General features: G+C 58.6%; 17 protein-coding genes and 1 pseudogene. 11 read left to right on the top strand and 7 right to left on the bottom strand.

What is annotated here, in order from left to right; genetic code table 11:
- The first annotated feature begins 101 nt into the window (after window positions 1–101).
- The 4 genes from AC0L8N_RS07080 to AC0L8N_RS07065 all read left to right on the top strand — a co-directional run bounded on the left by AC0L8N_RS07080 (window position 102) and on the right by AC0L8N_RS07065 (window position 5,074).
- Window positions 102–1,766, top strand: coding sequence for a hypothetical protein (locus AC0L8N_RS07080; RefSeq protein ID WP_473666879.1), 1,665 nt, complete (start codon window positions 102–104; stop codon window positions 1,764–1,766).
- Between the two features lie 92 nt (window positions 1,767–1,858).
- The gene (locus tag AC0L8N_RS07075) at window positions 1,859–2,500 is read left to right on the top strand and encodes a hypothetical protein (RefSeq protein WP_473666878.1); all 642 of its coding nucleotides are present in this window, start codon (window positions 1,859–1,861) and stop codon (window positions 2,498–2,500) included.
- Window positions 2,501–3,059: 559 nt separating this feature from the next.
- Window positions 3,060–4,670, top strand: a complete 1,611-nt coding sequence (locus AC0L8N_RS07070; RefSeq protein WP_473666877.1) for an ABC-F family ATPase — start codon at window positions 3,060–3,062, stop codon at window positions 4,668–4,670.
- 89 nt (window positions 4,671–4,759) lie between these two features.
- Entirely contained in the window at window positions 4,760–5,074 is a 315-nt protein-coding gene (locus tag AC0L8N_RS07065) for a hypothetical protein (RefSeq protein WP_473666876.1), read from the top strand.
- Window positions 5,075–5,101: 27 nt separating this feature from the next.
- On the opposite strand, the gene AC0L8N_RS07060 is transcribed toward AC0L8N_RS07065, so the two are convergent.
- Together AC0L8N_RS07060 and AC0L8N_RS07055 are read right to left on the bottom strand one after the other, a co-directional pair.
- A complete protein-coding gene (locus AC0L8N_RS07060; RefSeq protein ID WP_473666875.1) occupies window positions 5,102–5,362 on the bottom strand; it encodes a DUF4404 family protein in 261 nt (86 codons plus the stop codon).
- A 186-nt stretch (window positions 5,363–5,548) separates the two neighbouring features.
- Window positions 5,549–7,702: pseudogene (locus AC0L8N_RS07055) on the bottom strand (YgiQ family radical SAM protein); the annotation flags it as partial.
- A 409-nt stretch (window positions 7,703–8,111) separates the two neighbouring features.
- Here AC0L8N_RS07055 and AC0L8N_RS07050 point away from each other — a divergent pair.
- Entirely contained in the window at window positions 8,112–8,237 is a 126-nt protein-coding gene (locus AC0L8N_RS07050) for a hypothetical protein (protein WP_473666874.1), read from the top strand.
- A 97-nt stretch (window positions 8,238–8,334) separates the two neighbouring features.
- On the opposite strand, the gene corA is transcribed toward AC0L8N_RS07050, so the two are convergent.
- On the bottom strand, window positions 8,335–9,465 hold the full coding sequence (corA, locus tag AC0L8N_RS07045) for a magnesium/cobalt transporter CorA (protein WP_473666873.1): 1,131 nt from the start codon (window positions 9,463–9,465) through the stop codon (window positions 8,335–8,337).
- A gap of 279 nt (window positions 9,466–9,744) precedes the next feature.
- On the opposite strand from corA, the gene AC0L8N_RS07040 reads away from it, so the two are divergent.
- Together AC0L8N_RS07040 and AC0L8N_RS07035 are read left to right on the top strand one after the other, a co-directional pair.
- Window positions 9,745–10,116, top strand: a complete 372-nt coding sequence (locus tag AC0L8N_RS07040; protein WP_473666872.1) for a hypothetical protein — start codon at window positions 9,745–9,747, stop codon at window positions 10,114–10,116.
- 255 nt (window positions 10,117–10,371) lie between these two features.
- Entirely contained in the window at window positions 10,372–10,617 is a 246-nt protein-coding gene (locus AC0L8N_RS07035) for a hypothetical protein (RefSeq protein ID WP_473666871.1), read from the top strand.
- Between the two features lie 197 nt (window positions 10,618–10,814).
- Here AC0L8N_RS07035 and AC0L8N_RS07030 read toward each other — a convergent pair whose 3' ends face one another.
- The 4 genes from AC0L8N_RS07030 to ada all read right to left on the bottom strand — a co-directional run bounded on the left by AC0L8N_RS07030 (window position 10,815) and on the right by ada (window position 15,646).
- On the bottom strand, window positions 10,815–13,097 hold the full coding sequence (locus AC0L8N_RS07030; RefSeq protein WP_473666869.1) for a penicillin acylase family protein: 2,283 nt from the start codon (window positions 13,095–13,097) through the stop codon (window positions 10,815–10,817).
- 64 nt (window positions 13,098–13,161) lie between these two features.
- Window positions 13,162–13,797: a DsbA family protein gene (locus AC0L8N_RS07025; protein WP_473666868.1), complete on the bottom strand. Its 636-nt coding sequence runs from the start codon at window positions 13,795–13,797 to the stop codon at window positions 13,162–13,164.
- A gap of 71 nt (window positions 13,798–13,868) precedes the next feature.
- Window positions 13,869–14,579: a 2OG-Fe(II) oxygenase gene (locus tag AC0L8N_RS07020; RefSeq protein ID WP_473666867.1), complete on the bottom strand. Its 711-nt coding sequence runs from the start codon at window positions 14,577–14,579 to the stop codon at window positions 13,869–13,871.
- Window positions 14,576–15,646 (bottom strand): bifunctional DNA-binding transcriptional regulator/O6-methylguanine-DNA methyltransferase Ada, encoded by a 1,071-nt coding sequence (gene ada / locus AC0L8N_RS07015; protein ID WP_473670075.1) that lies wholly within the window; start codon window positions 15,644–15,646, stop codon window positions 14,576–14,578. Before ada ends, AC0L8N_RS07020 begins: the two co-directional genes overlap by 4 nt.
- A gap of 251 nt (window positions 15,647–15,897) precedes the next feature.
- Between ada and AC0L8N_RS07010 the strand changes: the two genes are divergently transcribed.
- From AC0L8N_RS07010 to AC0L8N_RS06995, 4 genes are all read left to right on the top strand, one after another.
- On the top strand, window positions 15,898–16,839 hold the full coding sequence (locus AC0L8N_RS07010) for a haloalkane dehalogenase (RefSeq protein ID WP_473666866.1): 942 nt from the start codon (window positions 15,898–15,900) through the stop codon (window positions 16,837–16,839).
- A gap of 288 nt (window positions 16,840–17,127) precedes the next feature.
- Window positions 17,128–17,697 carry an outer membrane beta-barrel protein gene (locus tag AC0L8N_RS07005; protein ID WP_473666865.1) on the top strand — a complete coding sequence of 190 codons (570 nt, stop codon included), beginning with the start codon at window positions 17,128–17,130 and terminating at the stop codon, window positions 17,695–17,697.
- A gap of 156 nt (window positions 17,698–17,853) precedes the next feature.
- Window positions 17,854–19,161: a response regulator gene (locus AC0L8N_RS07000; RefSeq protein WP_473666864.1), complete on the top strand. Its 1,308-nt coding sequence runs from the start codon at window positions 17,854–17,856 to the stop codon at window positions 19,159–19,161.
- 298 nt (window positions 19,162–19,459) lie between these two features.
- Window positions 19,460–20,449 carry a hypothetical protein gene (locus AC0L8N_RS06995; protein WP_473666863.1) on the top strand — a complete coding sequence of 330 codons (990 nt, stop codon included), beginning with the start codon at window positions 19,460–19,462 and terminating at the stop codon, window positions 20,447–20,449.
- Window positions 20,450–20,927: the final 478 nt, after the last annotated feature.

Raw genomic sequence — 20,927 nt, 5'->3', positions numbered from 1 at the left:
CCGCGTGCGGTCCGTCATTATGTGATTCAGACTTGCTCGCTTTTCTGCTGCGAAGCGCGTGGAAAATCCGCCAGAAGAATCTGCTCAAGGATGCCTGTTCGGTGAAAATAATAAGAACAATTTCATACCTGTCTTTCTTTCTCCTGCTAAGTACCGCCAATGCTGCGGTATTCATGGAAGAGGCCGCGAAAGTCTCGGGATATGGCCCGACGCGGGTCGGTTACTCCATGTGGTACGCCGGTGCGTGTGCTGAGCGCATAGCTGCGTCGGTAAACTACGTCGGTCACTCGACGACGGACGATGCGTTGCCGTCGATACTGCAATATACCCGCGATTCGGTGCAGCACTTGCTCGCGCGTTGTCCGCAAGCCGAGGTCATTGAGATTACGGCTGAAGGTCAGGCGGCGCGGCCGCGTCTGTTCTATCGCTTCGAAATGCGGCGTGATGACGATTGGGCACCCACGGAAATCGCGTCCAACAACCAGCTCGTCGATGCATTGATAGCGGCCGATTATTTGCCGGGCAGCGGCCCAACCCCTGGCTCGCGACAGGCATTTGTCAAATACAACAACGGTCGTCTTGATGTGATCTACGGCAACGGTTTCGAAGGCCGCATGGTTGCCAGTTACTTCGAGAAGAAAATGATGGAGGGCGCCGAACCGCCACGCCTGTCGCACTACACGGTACGCGGTCATTGGTACGAGCCGGGCACTGAACAGGCCGGTGGTCAGTGTGCTGAGAGCCGTGAGGGCTATCCGCTATGGGGTAGTTTCTCCATGACGGTTTATCCGTTCGGGCAGACCATGAATATGCAACGCAAACCTTGCGTCGATCATGACGAGGAGGGGAAGTCTGAATCGGGTGCGATCGCCGATCTCCGTCTTCGGGACTTCGAAAAATTTGGTCTGGAACCGCTGAAACTGGCCAAGATACTCAGCGACAGGATTGAAGCCGCTGGCAATTTTGCGACGACGGCTGATTCGCAGGAATATGCGCGTACCCGCCAGCCACTTTTCGAAACCGCCAAGCTTCGCTTGTACGCACAACGCCCCGACCTTTGCTCGCACCTCCGTTTCGATGCGGTTTATCGGGTCAACAGTGAGCAGCGTGATAGCGAATTCAATGGCAACTACACCGGCATGCTCGGCAAGTTGTTGCGCCGAGTTGCGAATGAACAATGCGAAAGCCCACTGACGGCCTCTGTCGACAATTACAGACTTGGTGATACTGAAAACTGGGACCACATGAGTTTCCAGTTCCGGCCAATAAGGCCTTCGCCGCTGGGCGGCGATGAGAATTTCCTGGAGCTGCTGGATCACTCCAACGGTCCGCGGGCCAAAGCTCACGACGCGTGGCTGGCCGCCAACCTGCTGGGCCCGGCGTGCACCGACGGCCCGTTTTGCTCCTTGCCGGGCGGGCGCTACCTAAACGCGATCTACCGTGGCGATTTAAATGGCATTCGACAGATGGACCACATCTACGCGGAGGAAAAGCGCGAGTATCTCAGGAGGCAGATACCCTCCGGAGAAGCAAACAATCCGATCATCGATATGTTCAATGCGGTACTCGATGCAGATGAAATTCAGCTGCTAAGAGAGGCTGCCAACAAATACCTCTACAGCTACCCGGCCTGGGGGAGTCTTGCCTGGACCCCGGCTGGCAGGCTCGCACATACGAGTACACGACGCCGGTCATTATCGAAACCGACGAGTGGGGCGCCACCACCCGATCCGGTGGTGAACATTACGAAGCAACCTACACACTGAACCCGGAATTCTTCCCGCTGCGCGATCGCATCGCCGGTCATGGCGGTGCTGATGACAGCGACAACCCGCTGAACCGTCCGGCCAAGTCGCAGGTGTTTCTCGGCATTGTCGAGATGAAACGCGCCTACGATTGCCGCAGTGATGAAGTGAAGCAGTTCGAGCGCCAGTTGCGAGCGTTGACGAACAACGTACTGGAGCAACCCGGCACGGCGCCGCCAACGACGGCTAATCTGCCGCCGGTCGCGCCTAAGGCAATGGCCGCGGCATTCCCGCCCGTGCCCAGCGCCCCGGCAGTGGCCTCATCCGGAATAAGCATCAATGCGCCGGCGAAACTGCCAACGGTCGCAGCCACTGTCAGCATAGAGACCAAGAGACCTGCGCAATTGCCGACGGCACCACCGTCAGCAGTACCGCAGGCGGCACCTGCCCAGCGTACGGGGAGTGCTCCGACGAGCGCCGGATCGACCGCAACGGCGGCGGCAACGTCAGCGCCCGACGTTGCCGGAATGAGTGCGGCAGAGCGCCAGCAACAAATGTCACGGGAATTGCAGGCGCTCCACACAGGCATGCAGGAAGAAATGAATGTCCTGAATCAGTCAGTCCAGCAGGCCACCCGCTCAGCCACAACGGGTGACCAGCGGACGAAAATTCTCATGGATTATCAGAGCAAGCTCGGCGAGCTGCAGCGTCGGGTGCAACTGGAAACTCAGCAGATAAAGGACAAGTACCAGTAGCGCCTTACCCGGATGGTCAGGAGACAGCCGCCACTGTGGCGGGTCTGTCGCCGCGAATGAGCGTCGCACGATTACGATTCTCCGCAGCGTGACAACAACGTTCCGGGCTGATCGACGGTAGCAAATTCGACCAGAACAGGAGTCTCCGGGCTCGCGTTCACCACCGTATCTTGCACCGCGTGTTCGTCGGGCACAGCGATGCGTACATGTTACTGGCAGCAGTAGCCCGGGCATGAGCTCGCGAATACTCCGGATTACGGTGGCGTCATCGGCGCATGCCGAGACAGTCGAATAGTGCCGCCGAAAGCGTCAGCCGCGCCTTAGCGGGCTGAAGCCAGCTCTCGACATAATCAGGCTGCCGGTCAGCGAATTCGGGTTAAAAAGTGTCGTTTTCCCCGCGGAAAGTTCCTTTTTAGCCTCGCTAAACCCCGCAGTCCTGTTATCATGCGCCCGCCGCAAGGCGTCCCTTACACCGCAATCAATACCCGCCCGGCCACTGGCAGACGGTAAGGGTCCGATGCGGACAGACCGCGAAAAGCCTACACATCAGGTAACCACATTGATTTCCGCAATTAATCTGTCGATTCAGTTCGGCGCCAAGCCGCTGTTTGAGAACGTTTCCGTGACCTTTGGTAACGGCAACCGCTACGGCCTGATCGGAGCAAACGGCTCCGGCAAATCGACGTTCATGAAGATTCTTTCCGGCGAACTTGAGCCGACGGTTGGCAATGTTTCGGTGGACCCGCATGTACGGGTTGGCAAGCTGCGCCAGAACCAGTTCGCGTACGAAGAGTTTCGCGTGCTGGATACCGTCATCATGGGTCACGAGAGACTGTGGGAGATTTCGCAGGAGCGTGATCGCCTGTACTCGCAAGCGGAACTGAGTGACGAAGACGGTATGCGCGTTGCTGATCTGGAAGTCGAGTTCGCCGAGATGGACGGCTATTCCGCCGAATCGCGGGCTGGTGAATTGCTGCAAAGCATTGGTATTCCCATCGAGCAGCACGAAGGCCCGATGAGTGCCGTGGCCCCTGGCTGGAAGTTGCGGGTACTGCTGGCGCAGGCCTTGTTCTCCGATCCTGACGTGCTGCTGCTCGACGAGCCCACCAACAACCTCGACATCAACACGATTCGCTGGCTGGAAGAGTGCCTCAATGCGAGCAAGGCGACGATGGTCATCATTTCGCATGACCGTCACTTTCTAAACAGTGTTTGCACGCACATGGCCGATCTCGATTACGGCAAGCTGCAACTGTTCCCCGGCAATTACGACGAATACATGACCGCTGCTGAACAATCGCGTGAGCGTGTGCAGGCCGACAACGCCAAGAAGAAGGCGAAGATGGCTGATCTTCAGGCGTTCGTCAGCCGCTTCTCCGCCAACGCATCGAAAGCGAAGCAGGCTACCTCGCGTGCTCGCCAGCTGGAAAAAATCCAGCTTACTGAAATCAAACCCTCAAGCCGGGTCAGCCCATTCATCCGCTTCGATCAGGACAAGCCACTCCGTCGTCTTGCGGTGGAAGTGTCGAATCTGACGAAGGGTTTTGATGAGGGGCCGTTGTTCAAGGATCTTAACTTCGCTATCGACGCGGGTTCGCGTGTGGCCATCATCGGGCAAAACGGTATCGGCAAGACCACGCTGGTCCGCAGCCTGCTCGGCGATATCGACATCGACGCCGGTGAAGTGAAGTGGGCGGAGAATGCCAGGACCGGGTTTTTCGCACAGGATCACGCGGCCGATTTCGCCAAGGACATGAGTCTCTTCGACTGGATGACCCAATGGCAACCGCCGAACACGGACGAGCAGTTGTTGCGTGCAACGCTGGGTCGCATGTTGTTCTCTCGTGACGACAGCGAGAAGTCAGTCAAGGTTGCCTCTGGTGGTGAGCAGGCGCGGTTACTGTTCGGCAAGCTCATGCTGCAGCAGCCGAACGTCATCGTAATGGACGAGCCGACCAACCACCTCGACATGGAATCAATCGAAGCGTTGAACCTGGCACTGGAGCATTACGAGGGTACGTTGATCTTCATCAGTCATGACCGTAACTTTGTTTCGTCGCTGGCTACTCGAATTATTGACATGACACCGAACGGCGTTATCGACTTCGGCGGTGACTATGAAGAGTATTTGACGTCGCAGTTGGCCGGTAAGCAAAGCCAGGTCGCGTAATGTGCGGGGCGGCGCGCATGATGCCGCGAGCATAATCTTGTTTTGACACGCGGTGCAGCGCTTACCTGCAAAGTATTTCGGGGATAGCTATGGAACTGCTTGTCGATAACGACAGCTACGGCGAAATTCAGCCTTGGTTTGTTTATCAGCTTATTTCGCGAATCAAAGAGCAGCTTGAAATTGCGGGCCTCAATGGCGCGGCTCTGAAAGACGCAACATCTGACATGGCGACGGTCGTTTGCAGCGAGATTGACGGCGCCGGCGGCTTCCAGGTCGGGGGTACCGAGATCACGCCCTACCTCGCGTTCTCAGCACATGAAGACTACCTGCTTTATCCGGGCAGTCCGTCGTACCTCAGCGAGTACGCGTCCCGGGTGATCGACGAGTTGTTCGAGGACGACTGAGTCTGAGCCGGACGAGCTACGGCTTCGTCACACACCCATTTTCGTGAGGGCATCCACCAGTTCACGGGCAATTCTGGCCAGTGTCGGGTGTTCGGCAACGAAGCGACTTTCCAGTGCTTTGGTCTGATCCAGCAGGAACTCGATATCAGAACTCTGGGGTTGGCCGAGCTGGCTCACCCGATCATCAAGGTCACGCATCTGTTGCCGCGCGTCAGTGTCGACGCCATCGGCATTGTCCAGCTCGCTGTTAAGGCGAGCGAAAATATCCTGAACATCTTTTGACTTCATAGTGCACCTGCAGTGTAGGTCGTTCCGGTGGGCCGTTCGCGCCTGCGTGTCCGGGTACGCGGTACCCAATATACCTGACCGGTGGCCGCGGGTGTGGTGGGAAATGCGGGCGAGATGCCAAGCGAACAGGCTTGCTGCAGCGGGCGATGGCCTGGCAGTGCCAGGCGTATCGGCGGATTAGCTGTCGGCGCGTGGCGGCAAGCCGGTGTGTTGCGACAGGACTTTGCCACGCTTGATGCGCTTGTCGTGTGCCGCCTGCGTGTTCTTGCGGCGACTGGACTGGTGTTTCCTGTCGTCACGCGGCTGCTCAGCCGGGATCAGCTTGTCCTTGCCCGAGCCGATCAAATGCCCGAGTTTCATCTCCAGCAGCGCATCGCGTATGACCACCCAGTTCTTCGGATCGTGATAGCGCAATAGTGCTTTGTGCAAACGGCGTTTCTGCGGGCTCTTGACGATGTCGACGTTGTCGCTCTTGTAGGTCACTTTGCGCAACGGGTTCTTGCCGGAGTGGTACATCGTCGTTGCTGTGGCCATCGGCGACGGATAGAACGCCTGCACCTGGTCGGCACGAAAACCATTTCCTTTGAGCCACAGTGCAAGGTTAACCATGTCCTCATCCGTAGTGCCCGGGTGTGCCGCGATGAAGTAGGGAATCAGGTACTGCTCTTTGCCAGCCTCTTTCGAGAACTGTTCAAACAGCTCTTTGAAGCGATCGTACGCACCGATACCCGGCTTCATCATCTTGTCGAGCGGGCCACGTTCCGTATGCTCAGGCGCAATCTTCAGATAACCGCCGACGTGGTGCGTAACGAGTTCCTTGACGTACTCAGGGTCTTCGACAGCGAGGTCGTAACGCAGGCCGGACGCAACCAGCACTTTCTTTACGCCGGGCAGGGCGCGGGTCTTTCGGTAGAGCTGCGTGAGTGACGAGTGATCGGTGTTGAGGTTCTTGCAGATCCCCGGGTACACGCAGCTCGGCAGGCGGCAGGCGGCTTCAATTTTGCGGCTCTTGCACGCCAGTCGGTACATGTTCGCGGTTGGACCGCCGAGATCGGAAATGACGCCGGTAAAACCGGGTACCGTATCCCGTATCTTCTCCACTTCTTCCAGTATTGATTCTTCCGAACGGTTCTGGATGATGCGGCCTTCGTGTTCGGTGATGGAACAGAACGTACAACCACCAAAGCAGCCGCGCATGATGTTCACTGAAAAGCGGATCATCTCGTACGCCGGAATGCGTGCATCGCCGTACAGCTTGTGTGGCACTCGTGCGAACGGCATGCCGAACACGTAGTCCATCTCCGCCGTGCTTAATGGCAGCGCGGGCGGATTCATCCAGAGGTCGCGCTGACCGTGCGCCTGTACCAGTGCGCGGGCGTTGCCGGGATTCGTTTCCAAATGCAGGACGCGGTTTGCATGTGCGTACAGCACCGGGTCATTGCGAACCTTTTCGAACGACGGCAGACGAATGACCGATTTATCGCGGTTGCGCTTTGCGTCAGGGACGAAGCGCAACACGTTGTCGGCTGGCGCGGCGGGCTCGCCTTTTTCCTGGGTGGTCGCGCAGGCACTGCTCTCCTGCGTATTGACGTAAGGGTTCACGATCTTGTCGACGTGCCCGGGGCGGTCGATGCGGGTTGAATCAATTTCCCACCAGCCTTCCGGTTTATCGCGGCGAATAAACGCGGTGCCGCGGACGTCGGTGATTTCATCGATCGCTTCACCGCGTGCAAGGCGGTGCGACAGGTCAACAATCGCCCGCTCGGCATTGCCGTACAGCAGGATGTCCGCACCGGCGTCCAGCAAGATGGACCGGCGAACGCTGCCTTGCCAGTAATCGTAATGTGCAATTCGCCGCAGGGATGCCTCGATGCCACCGAGTATGACCGGCACGCCATCGAAGGCTTCTTTGCAGCGTTGGGTATAAACCAGCGAGCAACGATCCGGCCGCTTGCCGCCAACACCGCCCGGCGTGTATGCATCGTCGTTGCGGACTTTCTTGTCAGCGGTGTAGCGATTGATCATTGAATCCATGTTGCCGGCGGCAACGCCGAAATAGAGATTCGGTCGGCCCAGCGCCTGGAACGCGTCTTTCGAACGCCAGTCGGGCTGCGCGATGATGCCTACCCGGAAGCCGTGCGCTTCAAGCAGGCGGCCAATGATCGCCATACCAAAGGACGGGTGATCAACGTAGGCGTCGCCCGTGACGATGATTATGTCGCAGGAGTCCCAGCCGAGTTCGTCCATTTCCGCGCGCGACATGGGCAACAGCGGTGCCGTGCCGAAGCATTCGGCCCAGTACTTGTTGTAGTCGTAAAGAGGGGTGGCGGTAGAGGGCATGGTTTTCAGCAGGTTGGAACGGGCGCCAATGATATACGGTCCTGCGCTGCTCTGCAGACAGCTGTCGCACGGTCAGCCGCTTGGCAAGTTGCCTTTTTCCGGTGTTTTTCGGCTAAAAGGAAGCCGGAATGCACGTCTGACCTTGGTTGGCGGCATTGCTTGGGTCGCTGTGCTTGGTGCTGGCCGGGTTGTTGCGGGTACGGGGGCAGGTCACCGGGTTTGCCGGTTCAATCGTTGTCAGGGCAGCTTTGGAACGTTGCCGAGATGCTGATTCAGGCGGGATATTCGCGGGAAAGAGCCTTGTATCTATTTGATAATGTTAAATATTCACCGCTTGCAAGTGGGCTTGGCGAGCGTATGATCCGGGCCGTTGGCCAATGGTGACCAACCTGCGAAAGGTAATAAAGCCATGAAGAACACGAAACAGGATAGCGCGCCGAACAAACCCCTGTCCGCCAGCAAGAGCCCGGGCATGCCGCCGAAAGGCCCGGCAAAACCCAGTCAGCCGGCAAAACAGGCGCCGAAGTCGAAGTAAGGTTGCAGGCAAGAGCACAGAAGGCGGCACCCGCGTAACGGGTGCCGCTTTTTTTGTATCAGCCTTTCACATTGCGGGTAGGTTATGGCTCGAGCGATCAGCGGTGTTTGTTGCCAATCCAGCCGCGGCGGTAAAGCAACGCAGTGATGATCACCCCGGTCGCTGCCATTAGTCCCAGTGAAAAAAGATAGCCGTACCGCCACCCCAGTTCCGGCAAATTGAACGGCGAGCTGCGATCAAAGTTCATGCCGTAAATGCCGGCAATGAACGTCATTGGAATGAATACCGTCGCGATAACGGTAAGGACTTTCATCACCTCGTTCATGCGGTTGCTGATACTGGACAAGTGTAGATCGACAAGGCCCGACGCCACTTCGCGATAGACCTCAAGAATGTCGAGCAACTGAAACGCGTGATCGGCACAGTCGCGAAGATAAACCCGGGTGCTCTTACGAATAACCGGTGTATCGTCGCGCAGCAACACGCCGATCGCATCGCGCAGCGGCCATATGGCGTGGCGCAATTCGAGCAACTCGCGTTTCAGTACGTGAATCTCACTCATGTTGCCCGGATCGCGACTGGTCAGCACGTGCTCTTCGATTTCCTCTGTACGCTCACCGATCTTTTCCAGCAGCGGAAAATAGCTGTCAATCAGCGAGTCGAGCAGCGCGTACGCAAGGTAGTCGGCGCCGGAGCTGCGAATACGACTTCGGCCGTTTTCTGAAAGCAGCCGCGCGCGGACCGGGTCGAAGCAATCGCCGTGCTTCTCTTGAAACGACAGCACGAAGTGGTCACTGACTATCAATGTGATTTGCTCGGAGATGGAGCCTGCCGTGAGACTCGGCATGCGCATAACGACAACGAGGTAGTCGTCATACACGTCCACTTTGGGCCGTTGATGGGTGTGCAGGATATCGGCAACAACCAGTGGATGCAGGCCGGCGTTCTTGCCAACCTCGCTGATCAGCTCCACGTCTCCGAGACCCTGGATGTCAATCCAGCGCTTCCGCTTGTCATCGAATTCAACCGTCAGCAATTCATTGCGATCAGGCGAAGCGTCACGGCAGCCATTGGCATCAAAGTCGAACATTCGAATGAGCGTGGCCAGCGACTCTTTCGCCGGTACGAGCTGGTCCGGCGGTGAACCGGGCGGCGGCCGATGCGCACGTCGTTTGCGCAATGCAATGCGTTTCATGAGTGCGGCCGCGGCCGCTTTGCTTTTGTTCATGAGCAACCTCTTTCTATCGCCAACTGTGTTTGTCGTGCCCGGCGCGAAGCCGCTTTCGCCATTGTACTCGCGTCGTGGCATGCGCATGACCGGTCTGCGGCGCGGAACTTCGCGATTACACATATCGGCCGATTGGCATCGGCGGCATCGTGATTGTTCCCGGCGAATTCTGCGTCTTCCGCCCGGCAGACCGGTCCGGACCGCTACCGGAATTTGCCGATCTTGTCTGGCTGCAACTGCAGCCGTAGCCAAAACCCTGCCGAGGTCTATACTGCGGGCATGAAAAAGTCGCTGAAAGCAGGGTTGTTGACGGGACTGGTCTTTCCCGGGCTTGGTCACTTCGTTGTTGGCGCGAACCGACGTGGCACAGTCTTGTTGCTCGTTTCTGCGGCGGCTCTGTGGAAAACAATATCGATTGCTGTTGCCCGCGCTATGGAAGTTGTTGACCAGATCAACAACGGCGAGATTGCGCCGGACATTATGTCAGTGCAACGCGCTGTCGAGAATTCCACGGGCGGCGTCGACAGTCGGGTCGGTAGCTACCTGCTGGTTGTGCTGTTGTTGTGCTGGGTGATCGGCATTGTTGATTCGTACCGTCTGGGTACCGAACTCGACAAGAAGGCTTCGCAGGCGGAAGGGCCCGTGGGCTAGTAGCAGCGGGTCAGTTTTGGTGTACTTTGCCTGGTCCCTGACTCGACCCGAAGCGAGGAAGGTTTGGTTTGTCGCTCGTCACGTTGATTGATGAAAGCAACCACAGCGCAGGTCGTTCGTTCTGCGTTGACCGTCCGTCCAGCAGGCTGCGCCCGGCGATTACTGTCGGTTACCGCGGCCGCGATAATTTACACACCCATTGCCGGGACTTGCTACGCTGCACATTACCTATCTGGTAACCGAGGGAGCACGACGATGCGGCCAGGACAGGAAATTCGCTACGAAGATACCTGCGAGATCACCGGCATCAAGAACGGCCTTTCGACAACGGCCGAGATCCTGACGTTTCGCGACAAAGACGTCATCATCGCGACCATTCAGCGCTCAGCGAAAGTGACCTTGCACTGGCAGCCGCACGCCAACGCCTACGTCGGTTCCATGGGCGGGGTGGAGTTCCGCTCACCGGGGCCGAAGTCGCAGACTTATCGGACGCACCGCTAGCGGGTCTGCCGGGCGCGACAGGATCGGCTTTGTCGCTGGCGAAGTCGACCTGAGTGCCAGCGGGTCTCGGCTGCGACCTGGGCTAACGCAATACCTGGAACGTCAGCCGGCGGAAATGCTCGCGAGCCTGATGGAGAGCCAGCCCGACGGCTGGCAGTCCCGATGTATCGGAAAACGGCACCACCAAGCGATGATACTCAGAGACCGGGCCGGTACTCGCGCACCGTCGCCCGGCGCACGTCCTCGTCGCTGAACACCACGGCGGACATTTCGTTGTTGGCAAAGCCCGGCAACTGGTCGCTGTGCAATGGCGAGCCGGCCTTGCTGCTCTGACCGTAGGCCAGCACGCTGTACGCCCGTGGCGTTTCGGCAAACTCGACCGCAAACACCCAGCCGTCGCCGCCGTGCACGAGATGCTTGCCGTCGTCGTTGGGTTGATTGTCAAAACGCAGCACCCGGAAACAGCCAAGCAGACTGCCGCAACCGCCGAGCGCTACGTCGACGTCGTCAATCTGTGCGCGGTGGACTTCGCCCCACGGTAGATCCCAGCGACCGTAGCGTTCGCTGGTCGTTGTGACCGCCCATTCGAAAGCGTCTGCCGCGCGCTCGAAATCCGCGAGTCCGAACGGTGTATCGACCGGTCGATCCACCGACCATGGCGTGCGAAACAGTTTGTCCGCGTCGGCCGCAATGCCAACCGATTCCGAGGTGGGTTCGACTTCTTCGCTGTCACCGTGCGCGGTGGCTACGTAGCGGTGCCACCAGACCTTGAAGAGCAGGCCGCCGCGACTGTCACGCGCCGCCGTGTTGTCCCAGTCTCTGATCAGTTGCAAAGCGTTCGCTACTTCGCCTTGCGGTTCAGTCTGTTCGACCGCCCGCAGCAGATCACCTTTCACCCGCGCCGCCAGCAGCATGCGCATGCTGTGTTTCATCGCGACAACGTCTTCCAGCGAGAAGCGGCGGCTGTTGTGCAGCAGTTCCACTGAGTGCTGGCTGCGCAGGCGCAACCTGGGTTCCGGGAAATAATCCGGGTAGTCATCTTGCTTCAGCACGGCATTCAGATTGGTGAAATGGAACGTGTCGTTCTCGTTGCGCAAATAGCCGCCCGGTGGATTCAGCAGTTGTGGCAGTGCCTCCCACGGCAATAATTCCTGCCACATCTCGTCCGTGCGGCTGACGGCTATGGCGGTTGCGTCGTCGCTGGCGGGGTGCGGCCGGTCCGGCATGCTGGCGTTCCAGACGTAGAAAATATTGCCCGCGGCATCCGCGTAGGTCAGGTTCGATGTGATACGCGCCCGCATTCTCATCGCCTCGGTCCATTCGCCGAGGTTGCGTGCTTTCATCATGCGCAGGAATTGTTCGCCGGTCCGGTATTCGCCATCGCCCGCGGACTTCAGAACGTAGATATTGCCGTTCTCACGGTGCACTACCGGGCCGAAGGGTGTTCGCCAGAACTCGCGGATCTCGCTGGCCATGCCGTTGTCGCGCCGGTACTCGACTTCCACCGTCTCGTGCCGCAACGGATGTGAGTCGCCGTCGAGCAGGTAGTGATCGGGTTTTACAGGGTCGGCCTCCAGGGCGTAGATCTCGTCGAGGTCCGGCGAGTTGTTGGTGGTAGCCCAGCCGAGGTTCCGGTTGAAGCCGCCGATGATGCCGAGCGCTTCCGCCAGCCGGAAGTCGCCGTAAAAATTAAGCACGCCCGGGACTTCGATCTGTGCTTCGTAATAGCCGGCATCCCACGACAGGTGTGGATTGCGCATCAGGATCGCGTTGCCGCTGGTCGTGCGCTCCGGGGCGAAGGCCCAGGCGTTCGAACCGACGTCGGGGTGTGGCTCGGGCTCCAGTGCCGCCAGTCGCGCCAGGACACCGCGTTCTGCCGGAACCGCATTGCCGGCTGCATCGGCCGCCTGCCGTTCGGCGTCCAGTGCTTCCATGAACAGGCGTACGGAGCGTCGTGCCGGTGCAACGATGTTGCGTGCAAAGACGTCCTGACCGCTGAACGACAAAGCGCCGAACTCGCTGAACTCGTCAGGGTGCTGTTCCATGTAGCGATTCACGCCTGCCGCAAAGCCGGCAAAGAACGCGCGCGTATCGTCTTCCAGCAACGACCAGGTTTGCATCGCACGGCGATGACGCAGGCGTCGTTCGGCATCGTTGTCAATGCCGGCTTCGAGTCGCTCGCCGGTGACTACCTGAGACTTCGTCCATTCGCCCCGCGCGCGTAGCATGTATTCCGTTATTCGCGTGCCGTGATCTTCCGTTTGCGCATAGCCCAGTCCGTAGCCTGCTGCCCGCAGGTTATCCGCGTAAATATGCGGCACACCGTGCAGGGTGCGGCGAATAACGACTTGCTTGGCCAATGTTGCGGAGTCGCCGGCAGTGACTTCGGCGCTCGCAGAAGTCGAAGCGCTTATACCGAAGTAAACGACGAGAGTGGCAAGAACAAGGTGCGACAATGAGTGAGCAGACAGGAGATTCATAGTTCGGCTATGGCCTTTGCGCGATGCGTCAGACTTGCGTGAAGTGTTTGCCTGGATGGCGGCGTTAGTTGCTGTGCAGGTTCGCCTGTTGTTCGTTCAGCCGGGCATTGATCTCGCGCAGGCTGGTAGTGTGATCTTCGTAGTCCACCGTGATTGGCGAGCGAATGCCGTCAATGTCCAGCACCAGCGACGGAAACCCGGATATCGGTGATTGCCGCGCGAACAGTACCTGCCGGTGCAGTTCATTGTTCACGTCTGCGGAGTTGAGATCTGCGGCGAAGCGCTCGCTGTCCAGCTCCAGTTCTGTCGCCAGCGCGATCAAGGTGTTGTCGTCCGACGGGTTCCGCGCCTGCAGGTAGTACGCTTCCTGAATCGCCAGGATCATGGCTTCTTCCTTGCCCTGTCGGGCGGCGGCCAGCACTGCTCGGCAAGCCGGGTAGGTTGAACGACGCGGTTCGCACTGTTCCCAGAAATCGTAGTTGAATCTGGTGCCGAGCTTTTCGGCGATGTGCCGCCAGTACGAAGCGATGGCCGTTCGTTGCTCGGCGGGCATGGGCTCATCGCTGTCGGGCGCAAGACCGCCGAGTACGTTCGTACGCTGGACCCCGCGGGGCAGTGAGGTAAACAACTGCTGCGCGGTCGGCTTGTAGCCCCAGCACCAGCTGCACATCGGGTCGTGAAAGTAGTAGAGAGTTGTCATACCGGAGACGATAACAGTCTGCTCCGATGGCGAGAACCTCTAAACAGGGTTTTTCGTGATCCGTCTTGTGCTCAACGGGCGTCGTGGAAGATCAAACCCAGAGTTGTGCGTTGCCCGGACAGAAGCCTGGATACACCGTGGCGGAGTTGCGTGCGGTGGAAACCGCGAACGCCACGGCGCGGTCGTTCGCGTACCGGAATGATCGCTGCCGAGCCCATCGCCAGTTGCACAACCATGGGGCGAGACTGCATCCGTGGTCGTTGCTCGACGACGATCAGTTCGCCACCGTCGAATTCTTCGCCGGGTGCGCTGAGCTGTACCACCACCTGCAGCGGAAAATGTATCGGCCCGTAGATGTCCTGATGCAGGCAGTTGTAGTCATCGGCCAGGTACCGCAGCAACAGCGGCGTGGGTCGTTGCTGGCCCGCCTCGTGGCATTGTTGCAGCAACTCGGCATGGTTGCCCGGCCAGTGCACGTCGCTGCCGAGTTGTTCGGCCCAGGTGTTGGCTATCTCTGCGAGATGCGGATAGAGCGCACTTCGCAGTGCGGTGATGTCCGTTGGCAACGGGTAGGCAAAGTACTTGTACTGCCCGCGACCGAAGTTGTAACGCGCCATGTCGATGGTGGAGCGGAACTCCGTCTGGCCATCGTCGTACAGGGCCCGCAGCTGCTGACATTCTTCCGGCGTCAGCAAATCTGGAATCGTGGCGACAGCGTCCTCGTCGAGTTGTGTGCGCAGGGCGTTCCAGTCCAGCTTCGCAATCCGCTCCGCGACGTTCATACGGACCTCGCTGAACGTGACCGTTCGTTGTCCAGCAAGGTGCGTTTGCGTTCGACGCCCCAGCGATAGCCGCCTATGCCACCGTCACCGCGCAGCACCCGGTGGCAGGGGATCAGCACGCCAACGCGATTGGCGGCGCAGGCAGACGCGGCCGCCCGCACGGCTTTGGGTTTGCCGATGCCGCTGGCGACTTCGCTGTAGCTGACGACGCTGCCCTCCGGCACGCTGAGCAGGTACCGCCAGACCTGCATCTGGAACGCGGTCCCGCGCAGGTCGATTGGCAGGTCCGGGCGCGGCTGGCCTTCGCCGAGGTGCGCATCGAGTTGCGCGAGCCAGGCATCCAGTTCCGGTGATTTTTCCGCACGGGATTTTTCGATGACGGCATTCGGAAATTCGTTCGCGAGTTGTTCGGTCAATGCGGCTTTGCTGTCGCCGAACTGCACAAAACAAACGCCTTTGTCCGTTGCGGCCATCAGGAGCGGGCCGAGCGCGCTGCGCCGGTATGCATAGGAGATGGTTTCGCCGGCGCCACCTTTGCGATAGGCGCTTGGGGTCATGCCCATGTTGTTGGCCGCGCGACCGTAAACCCGGCTGCTCGAACCGAACCCTGCCGAATAGGTGGCTTCGGTTACGTCATTGCCTTTTTTCAGTGCCTGTTTGAAGCGGCGTACCCGCTGCGCGTCCTGATAGGCTTTCGGCGAAATACCGAAGGCGGCCTTGAACGTGCGTTGCAAGCGGGACACGGACAGTCCGGCGTTGTCGGCCAGCATGGCGAGAGTGAGGGCTTCGTCGGCATGCGCGTCAATGTATCGGGCAACGGCGATCAGGCGGTCGAGGTCAGCGCTCGGATTAACCGGCTTGCAGCGTTTGCAGGGGCGAAAGCCTGCCGCCAATGCATCGGCCGTGCCGGCAAAGAACCGCAGATTTTCCGGGAGTGCCGGGCGCGCCGCGCAGGACGGGCGGCAAAACACGCCGGTCGTGACAACGCCGTAGTAAAAGCGACCGTCGTAATTGGCGTCTCGCTTCGAGATCGCGGTACGCATTGTGTTCTCGGCGGGTAGCGCCATTGAATCCTCTCCACCAGCAGTCTGCAGCATAGCAGCCGCCCCGGAATCGCGGGTTTGTCCTTCATGCATGTTGGTAGTGAACATTGCTCTGTCTCCGACTGAATCCATGCCCGCATTTAACGTCTTTGCCCGCGACCGGGCTATCCGCTTCGTGCTGTTGAATCTTGCGAAGATTCGGCGCTGTGTCAGGAGCCGTTCGCCGTTCGCTGTTAGGCTTGTGGTCTCTACATGCTGAATACAGGACATTGGCCATGACGACAGAAACCCTGCGCACACCCGATGACCGCTTTGCCGGGCTGACGGACTGGCCTTACGCACCACGCTACGTAGAAGACCTGCCCGGCTACGAGGGCTTGCGCATGCACTACGTGGACGAGGGGCCCGCCGATGCCGAGGTAACGTTCTTGTGCATCCACGGCGAACCGTCCTGGGCCTATTTGTTTCGCAAGATGATTCCAGTGTTCTGCGGCACGGATGGAATTACGACGCCGTGTCGCACGATCGCGCTCGACCTGTTTGGTTTCGGTCGTTCGGATAAGCCCGTCGACGACGCGGTTTACACCTATCACTTTCATCGCAACGCTTTGCTCGCGTTCGTCGAGCGTTTCGATTTGCGCAACGTGTGTCTGGTCGTTCAGGACTGGGGTGGCTTGCTGGGCCTGACGTTGCCGCAGGCAGCACCGGAACGCTATACGCGCCTGATCATCATGAACACCGGTTTGCCCGCAGGCGAGGAGGCTGGCAAAGGTTTCTCGGACTGGCGCGCTTACAACCGCTCACAACCGGACCTGAACGTGGGCGGATTGATGCGGCGGGCGACGCCGATAATGAGCGATGCCGAGCAAGCGGCGTACGACGCGCCTTTTCCCGATCAACGCTACAAAGCCGGAGTGCGTCGATTTCCTGAGCTCGTCATGTTGAAAGAGCATGGCGCAAACGAACTGACTGCCGATGCAAACGAAGGCGTCGACACCTCGTTGCAGGCGCGTCGCTTCTGGTCGCAGGACTGGCAAGGTGACAGCTTCATGGCGATTGGGATGCAGGATCCTGTTCTTGGTCCGCCGACCATGCGCCTCATGCACGGCATGATCCGTAACTGCCCGCCGCCACTTGAGCTGGCCGAGGCGGGACATTTCGTGCAGGAGTGGGGTGAGCCGGTCGCGCGTGCGGCGATGAAGCAGTTCGGTTTGTAAGTCGCCGGCATTTCCGTCCGGCACGCCCGACGCGCATCGGCACTACTCGCGTATGCGACAGTGCTGCTCTTCATGCGAATTCCAGCGCACAAGCAGACTCCTGTAAGTAAGGTCAGCGGTGCTTTTCAGCCGCCTGTCGCAAGCTGCAGACAGTTGGCGGACGCATCGCGAACTGTCATGGTGCGCGCTGTAAGCGACCGCTGAAGTACCAGCGGTTATTGGGCAACGAATTGATCGGCGCTGTCGAATGCAAGGTTCGATCAGCCACCGATGCGAGAAGGAGTGATCATGTACAAGTCAACTATTGCAGCAGCGTTGTTGTTGGGTCTGAGTGTGAATGCCAATGCCGGAGACAACGGTATCTATCTGGGTGGCTCTCTTAGCCGCAGTACTATCGATACGGACGCAGAGTTTTTTGGCTTTAGTTACGAAGACGATGACACAGCGTACAAACTGATTGGCGGCATACGGCCGTTCGACCGCCTTGCCATCGAAGCGAATTACATCGATTTCGGCAGCATTGAGTTCGACAACCGTGACCTCGTCGCCGACGGCATCCACTCCGAGTTCGAAGCGCAGGCGATTGATGCATCTGCCGTTGTTTTTCTGGGCGGGCCGTTGCTTGAAGTGTTTGGCAAGGTGGGTCTGGTGTACTGGGACGCCGATGCCGTGCTGGAAGGCGGTTTGAGCGGCGTGGACTTGCGTGAGAGTGACTCCGGCGCTGATTTCGCATGGGGCCTTGGTGCGCAGGCATCCCTCAGCAGCCTGGCCGTCCGGCTTGAGTATGAGAACTTCGAAATATCGGACACCAACAGCGTTGAACTCTGGTCGCTGGGTGTTACCTGGACGTTCCTCTAACGAACGTCGTTGATGCAACCCAAAGCCGGCTTGCATCTGACCGACGCACCGGTATCTGAGCGAGCCATATAGCGAGGATACCCGGTGCCGGTCATGCCATAATCCGGGCTCGTACCGCGCCGCCACTTGCGGCTTGGGTCGGGGGAGAAGCGTGCGATGAGGAAAACAGCTCTGATCGTGGACGACTCCAGATCGGCGCGCGTCGTGCTGAAGCGCATGCTGGAAACCTACGACTTGCAGGTCGACACGACCGAGTCTGCCGAAGCCGCACTCGATTACCTGAACCACCATCGCCCCGACGTGATCTTCATGGATCACCTGATGCCGGGCATGGACGGTTTCGAGGCTGTCACGGCCATCAAGAAAAACCCCGACACTGCGATGATCCCGATCATGATGTACACCTCGCAGGAAGGCGAGGTGTACGTGGGGCAGGCACGGGCGCTCGGTGCGGTTGGCGTGTTGCCAAAGACGGTCAAACCGGTGGAAGTATCAAAAGTGCTGGCCTCGTTGCACCTTGCCGATGAAGGTGCGTCGGTGCAGCCTGTTCGCGAACACGTGCCTTCGCCCGAGTTGCAGAATGAGACCGAGAGTCCGGCAGCCGTCGATGGCGATCTGCGTAGCCTGCTGCAAGATCTGTTCGATCAGCAGCGGCTGATACTGCAACGCGAGTTGCGTGATACCTATACCGACCTCGCCGCGCGCTTTGCGAATGAATCCCGGCCTATGCCGCCGATTGAATCAATCGACATAGAGCCGGACGAACAGACCGCTGAAAAGTCGTCAACATGGCTTGTAGTGTTGCTGATAGCGTCTGTTGTTTTTGCTGTGATCGTATTCTGGCAGGAACAACAGTTACGTACGCTTAAGCAACGCAACGTAGAAATGAGCGTTGCATTGCAAGGCACCGACACGGCGCCGTCGGCAAGTGGCAATGAGCAACAATTGACCCGCTATCAACAAGCGCTCGTAACGAGCAATGCGGCAACAATCGATGCATTGGAGTGGGGTATCAATCAGTCGGCGGGTTACGACTGGAACGAGATACCACTCGGCCAACGCCGCCTGGAGTTGTTTGACGAACTGCTGACCCGCCTGATGTCGGTGGGTTTCGTTGGCGAGATTGCGGTCGACGTTCATGTCGGTGATTTCTGCATGATGGACAATGGCAGTGGCCTGCTTGAGTTGGCGCCGGACAACGTGCCGGCGGCCGACTGCGATCAGATAGGCTTCGACCCGGCGGAGTCCCTGAGCCCGAGCTTCCGGCAATCAGTCGCGTTCGCAAATTTCATCGTCATGGCCGAAGAACGCAGCGGTGGGTCTATTCGTTTCGCGTTATCGTCTCCTGGCAATACGCTGCCAGTCCTGGCCTATCCGGAGACAACCGTTGGGATCAGCGCCGGAGACTGGAATCATATGGCGGCACAGAATAATCGTGTGTCGGTCAGGCTGGTGGCTGAGTGAGGGGGGGGCATGCAGAAGGCTTGGTTCCCCGCTGTAATACTGAGTGCATTTATCTTTGAACTACTCAGGCGAGGAGAATACTTTTGTATTGTACGCACCAGGGGTTCACGCCTGTCCCCAAAACGCACTCCAAATTACGTCCCGCACTTACCGGGGAAAGCCAACAACGGCCAATATCCCACCTTCAAGAGTTCCGGAATTGCGCGGTTAGTTTTTTGATGGAACCGTCCCAACTAGTGGCAGGTCAATTTTGGGATGAATATTCCACTGAATGGATTATTCAGGTAGTCTGCGGTTTATGGACAAACTCAATCGCCGACAAGTTCTTTCCTGCGGAGCAGCCGGTTTGGTCGGGCTCGGTTCGCCAGCCGTATCCGCTGCAAAACGAAAGCAGCGCTCGACATGCGCGCTCGAACTCAACAATCAGCGTCAGCCGGTCGCCGGAAGTTATGAGGAACTCGCCGCCGCTATCCGCCGCGGCGCCGACCTGAAGATCAATACCGACTTTTTCTGGCACGAGCACATTCAAGTTGGCTCGGATAATCGGGAGCTCGTCCAGGAGGTCGCCTCATACCAGACTGTGTACCTTGTGGAGGACCGCTGGGTTGCCGGGATCATGAGCCTGCGTCAGCCGTTCAATCCCGGCCTCGGTTTCGGGCCGGCTGCTTCGATGTCCTTGTTCATGTACAACCAGAATGGACAGCAGGCTATTGCACGCCCCTATCTCGACGGCAAGTTGCGCGAGGGGTCACTTGGCCCGTCGCCCGTTTCACCCAGTCGCGGGTCGCCCAAGTACAAACCCATAGACCGCTGGGATACAGGCACGAATGCTCCGAGCGAGAACTTCGTCTGGGAATTCGAGAACTTTCGTTATCTCGTCCGTGACGAGTGGGAGGAGGTCTGTGCCGTTAACTCGACGGGACAGGTTACTGGTGGCTCGATCGCCGAGCTCGCCGAGGCCTTCCTTGATGGCGCCTCCGTAAAGGTCGCGATTCGCGGACTCTGTGATGATCTCATGGAAAAGCCGAACGAAGCACCGGAGCACGAGGTTTTCGTCGAGATGGCTACGGGCTTTTATCAGACCGAGAGTCAAGCGTTCAGTGGTGGGACAAATCCACTCGTTCGTGTGCGTCCCTCTGTGCCGATGAAGTACACGAGTAGGGGTTGGGACTTCGGTTGGCTCTACGTCCAGAGTGACGGCTTCGTGGAGCGCTGGCTTGTAAATCCGTATACCTTGAAATTTGAGAAAACCAAAGGACGTTACGCGATACGTTGGTTTGTGCGGTGAGCACCGTAAGTCGTTTCGCGAACTATGCTCCCGAATGAGTTCATTGTTACTTAGGAGTGACTGCCGTCGATTTCTGGATCATTGATCTTCCCGACGCCCACTTCAAGCTGCGGACTCCCATCGGAAGTACGTTCGTATGACCTCCCTTAGAGGGGAGTGGCAGATCTGCTGATCCTTTTGCGGAGCTGGCGGACTCGTCATGGATGTTGACCGCTGGTTCGGTACGTGACTATGCGACGTGAACCACAGACTTCATCGCGGTTCCGAAGCGCGTATTCCTCGGCAAAAGGTTTCAGTGCCATACTGTAACCAATTGCAACAACTTCATATTAAAGCTATGCACGAATCCGCCATGCATGCTCCCTGGTGTTCCATCATCATCTTTGGTGCTCGCCGTAGAAAAGTATTCTAGCGGCCCGAAAACAAGAGGAGCCATGCAGGCGGCTCAAGAAGCAAGGCTGCTGGTGAAAATGCCGCC

This window comes from Woeseia sp. D3-10, assembly GCF_055809415.1.
This window is presented reverse-complemented; position numbering and strand designations above follow the sequence as displayed.

Excerpts from the sequence above, each read along its gene's own strand:
- AC0L8N_RS07005 (WP_473666865.1), top strand. The coding sequence starts at position 17,128 with ATGTACAAGTCAACTATTGCAGCAGCGTTGTTGTTGGGTCTGAGTGTG.
- AC0L8N_RS06995 (WP_473666863.1), top strand. The coding sequence starts at position 19,460 with ATGGACAAACTCAATCGCCGACAAGTTCTTTCCTGCGGAGCAGCCGGT.
- AC0L8N_RS07010 (WP_473666866.1), top strand. The coding sequence starts at position 15,898 with ATGACGACAGAAACCCTGCGCACACCCGATGACCGCTTTGCCGGGCTG.
- AC0L8N_RS07025 (WP_473666868.1), bottom strand. The coding sequence starts at position 13,797 with ATGACAACTCTCTACTACTTTCACGACCCGATGTGCAGCTGGTGCTGG.
- AC0L8N_RS07040 (WP_473666872.1), top strand. The coding sequence starts at position 9,745 with ATGAAAAAGTCGCTGAAAGCAGGGTTGTTGACGGGACTGGTCTTTCCC.
- AC0L8N_RS07035 (WP_473666871.1), top strand. The coding sequence starts at position 10,372 with ATGCGGCCAGGACAGGAAATTCGCTACGAAGATACCTGCGAGATCACC.
- AC0L8N_RS07000 (WP_473666864.1), top strand. The coding sequence starts at position 17,854 with ATGAGGAAAACAGCTCTGATCGTGGACGACTCCAGATCGGCGCGCGTC.
- AC0L8N_RS07065 (WP_473666876.1), top strand. The coding sequence starts at position 4,760 with ATGGAACTGCTTGTCGATAACGACAGCTACGGCGAAATTCAGCCTTGG.
- AC0L8N_RS07020 (WP_473666867.1), bottom strand. The coding sequence starts at position 14,579 with ATGAACGTCGCGGAGCGGATTGCGAAGCTGGACTGGAACGCCCTGCGC.
- ada (WP_473670075.1), bottom strand. The coding sequence starts at position 15,646 with ATGGCGCTACCCGCCGAGAACACAATGCGTACCGCGATCTCGAAGCGA.
- AC0L8N_RS07030 (WP_473666869.1), bottom strand. The coding sequence starts at position 13,097 with ATGAATCTCCTGTCTGCTCACTCATTGTCGCACCTTGTTCTTGCCACT.
- corA (WP_473666873.1), bottom strand. The coding sequence starts at position 9,465 with ATGAACAAAAGCAAAGCGGCCGCGGCCGCACTCATGAAACGCATTGCA.
- AC0L8N_RS07050 (WP_473666874.1), top strand. The coding sequence starts at position 8,112 with ATGAAGAACACGAAACAGGATAGCGCGCCGAACAAACCCCTGTCCGCC.
- AC0L8N_RS07060 (WP_473666875.1), bottom strand. The coding sequence starts at position 5,362 with ATGAAGTCAAAAGATGTTCAGGATATTTTCGCTCGCCTTAACAGCGAG.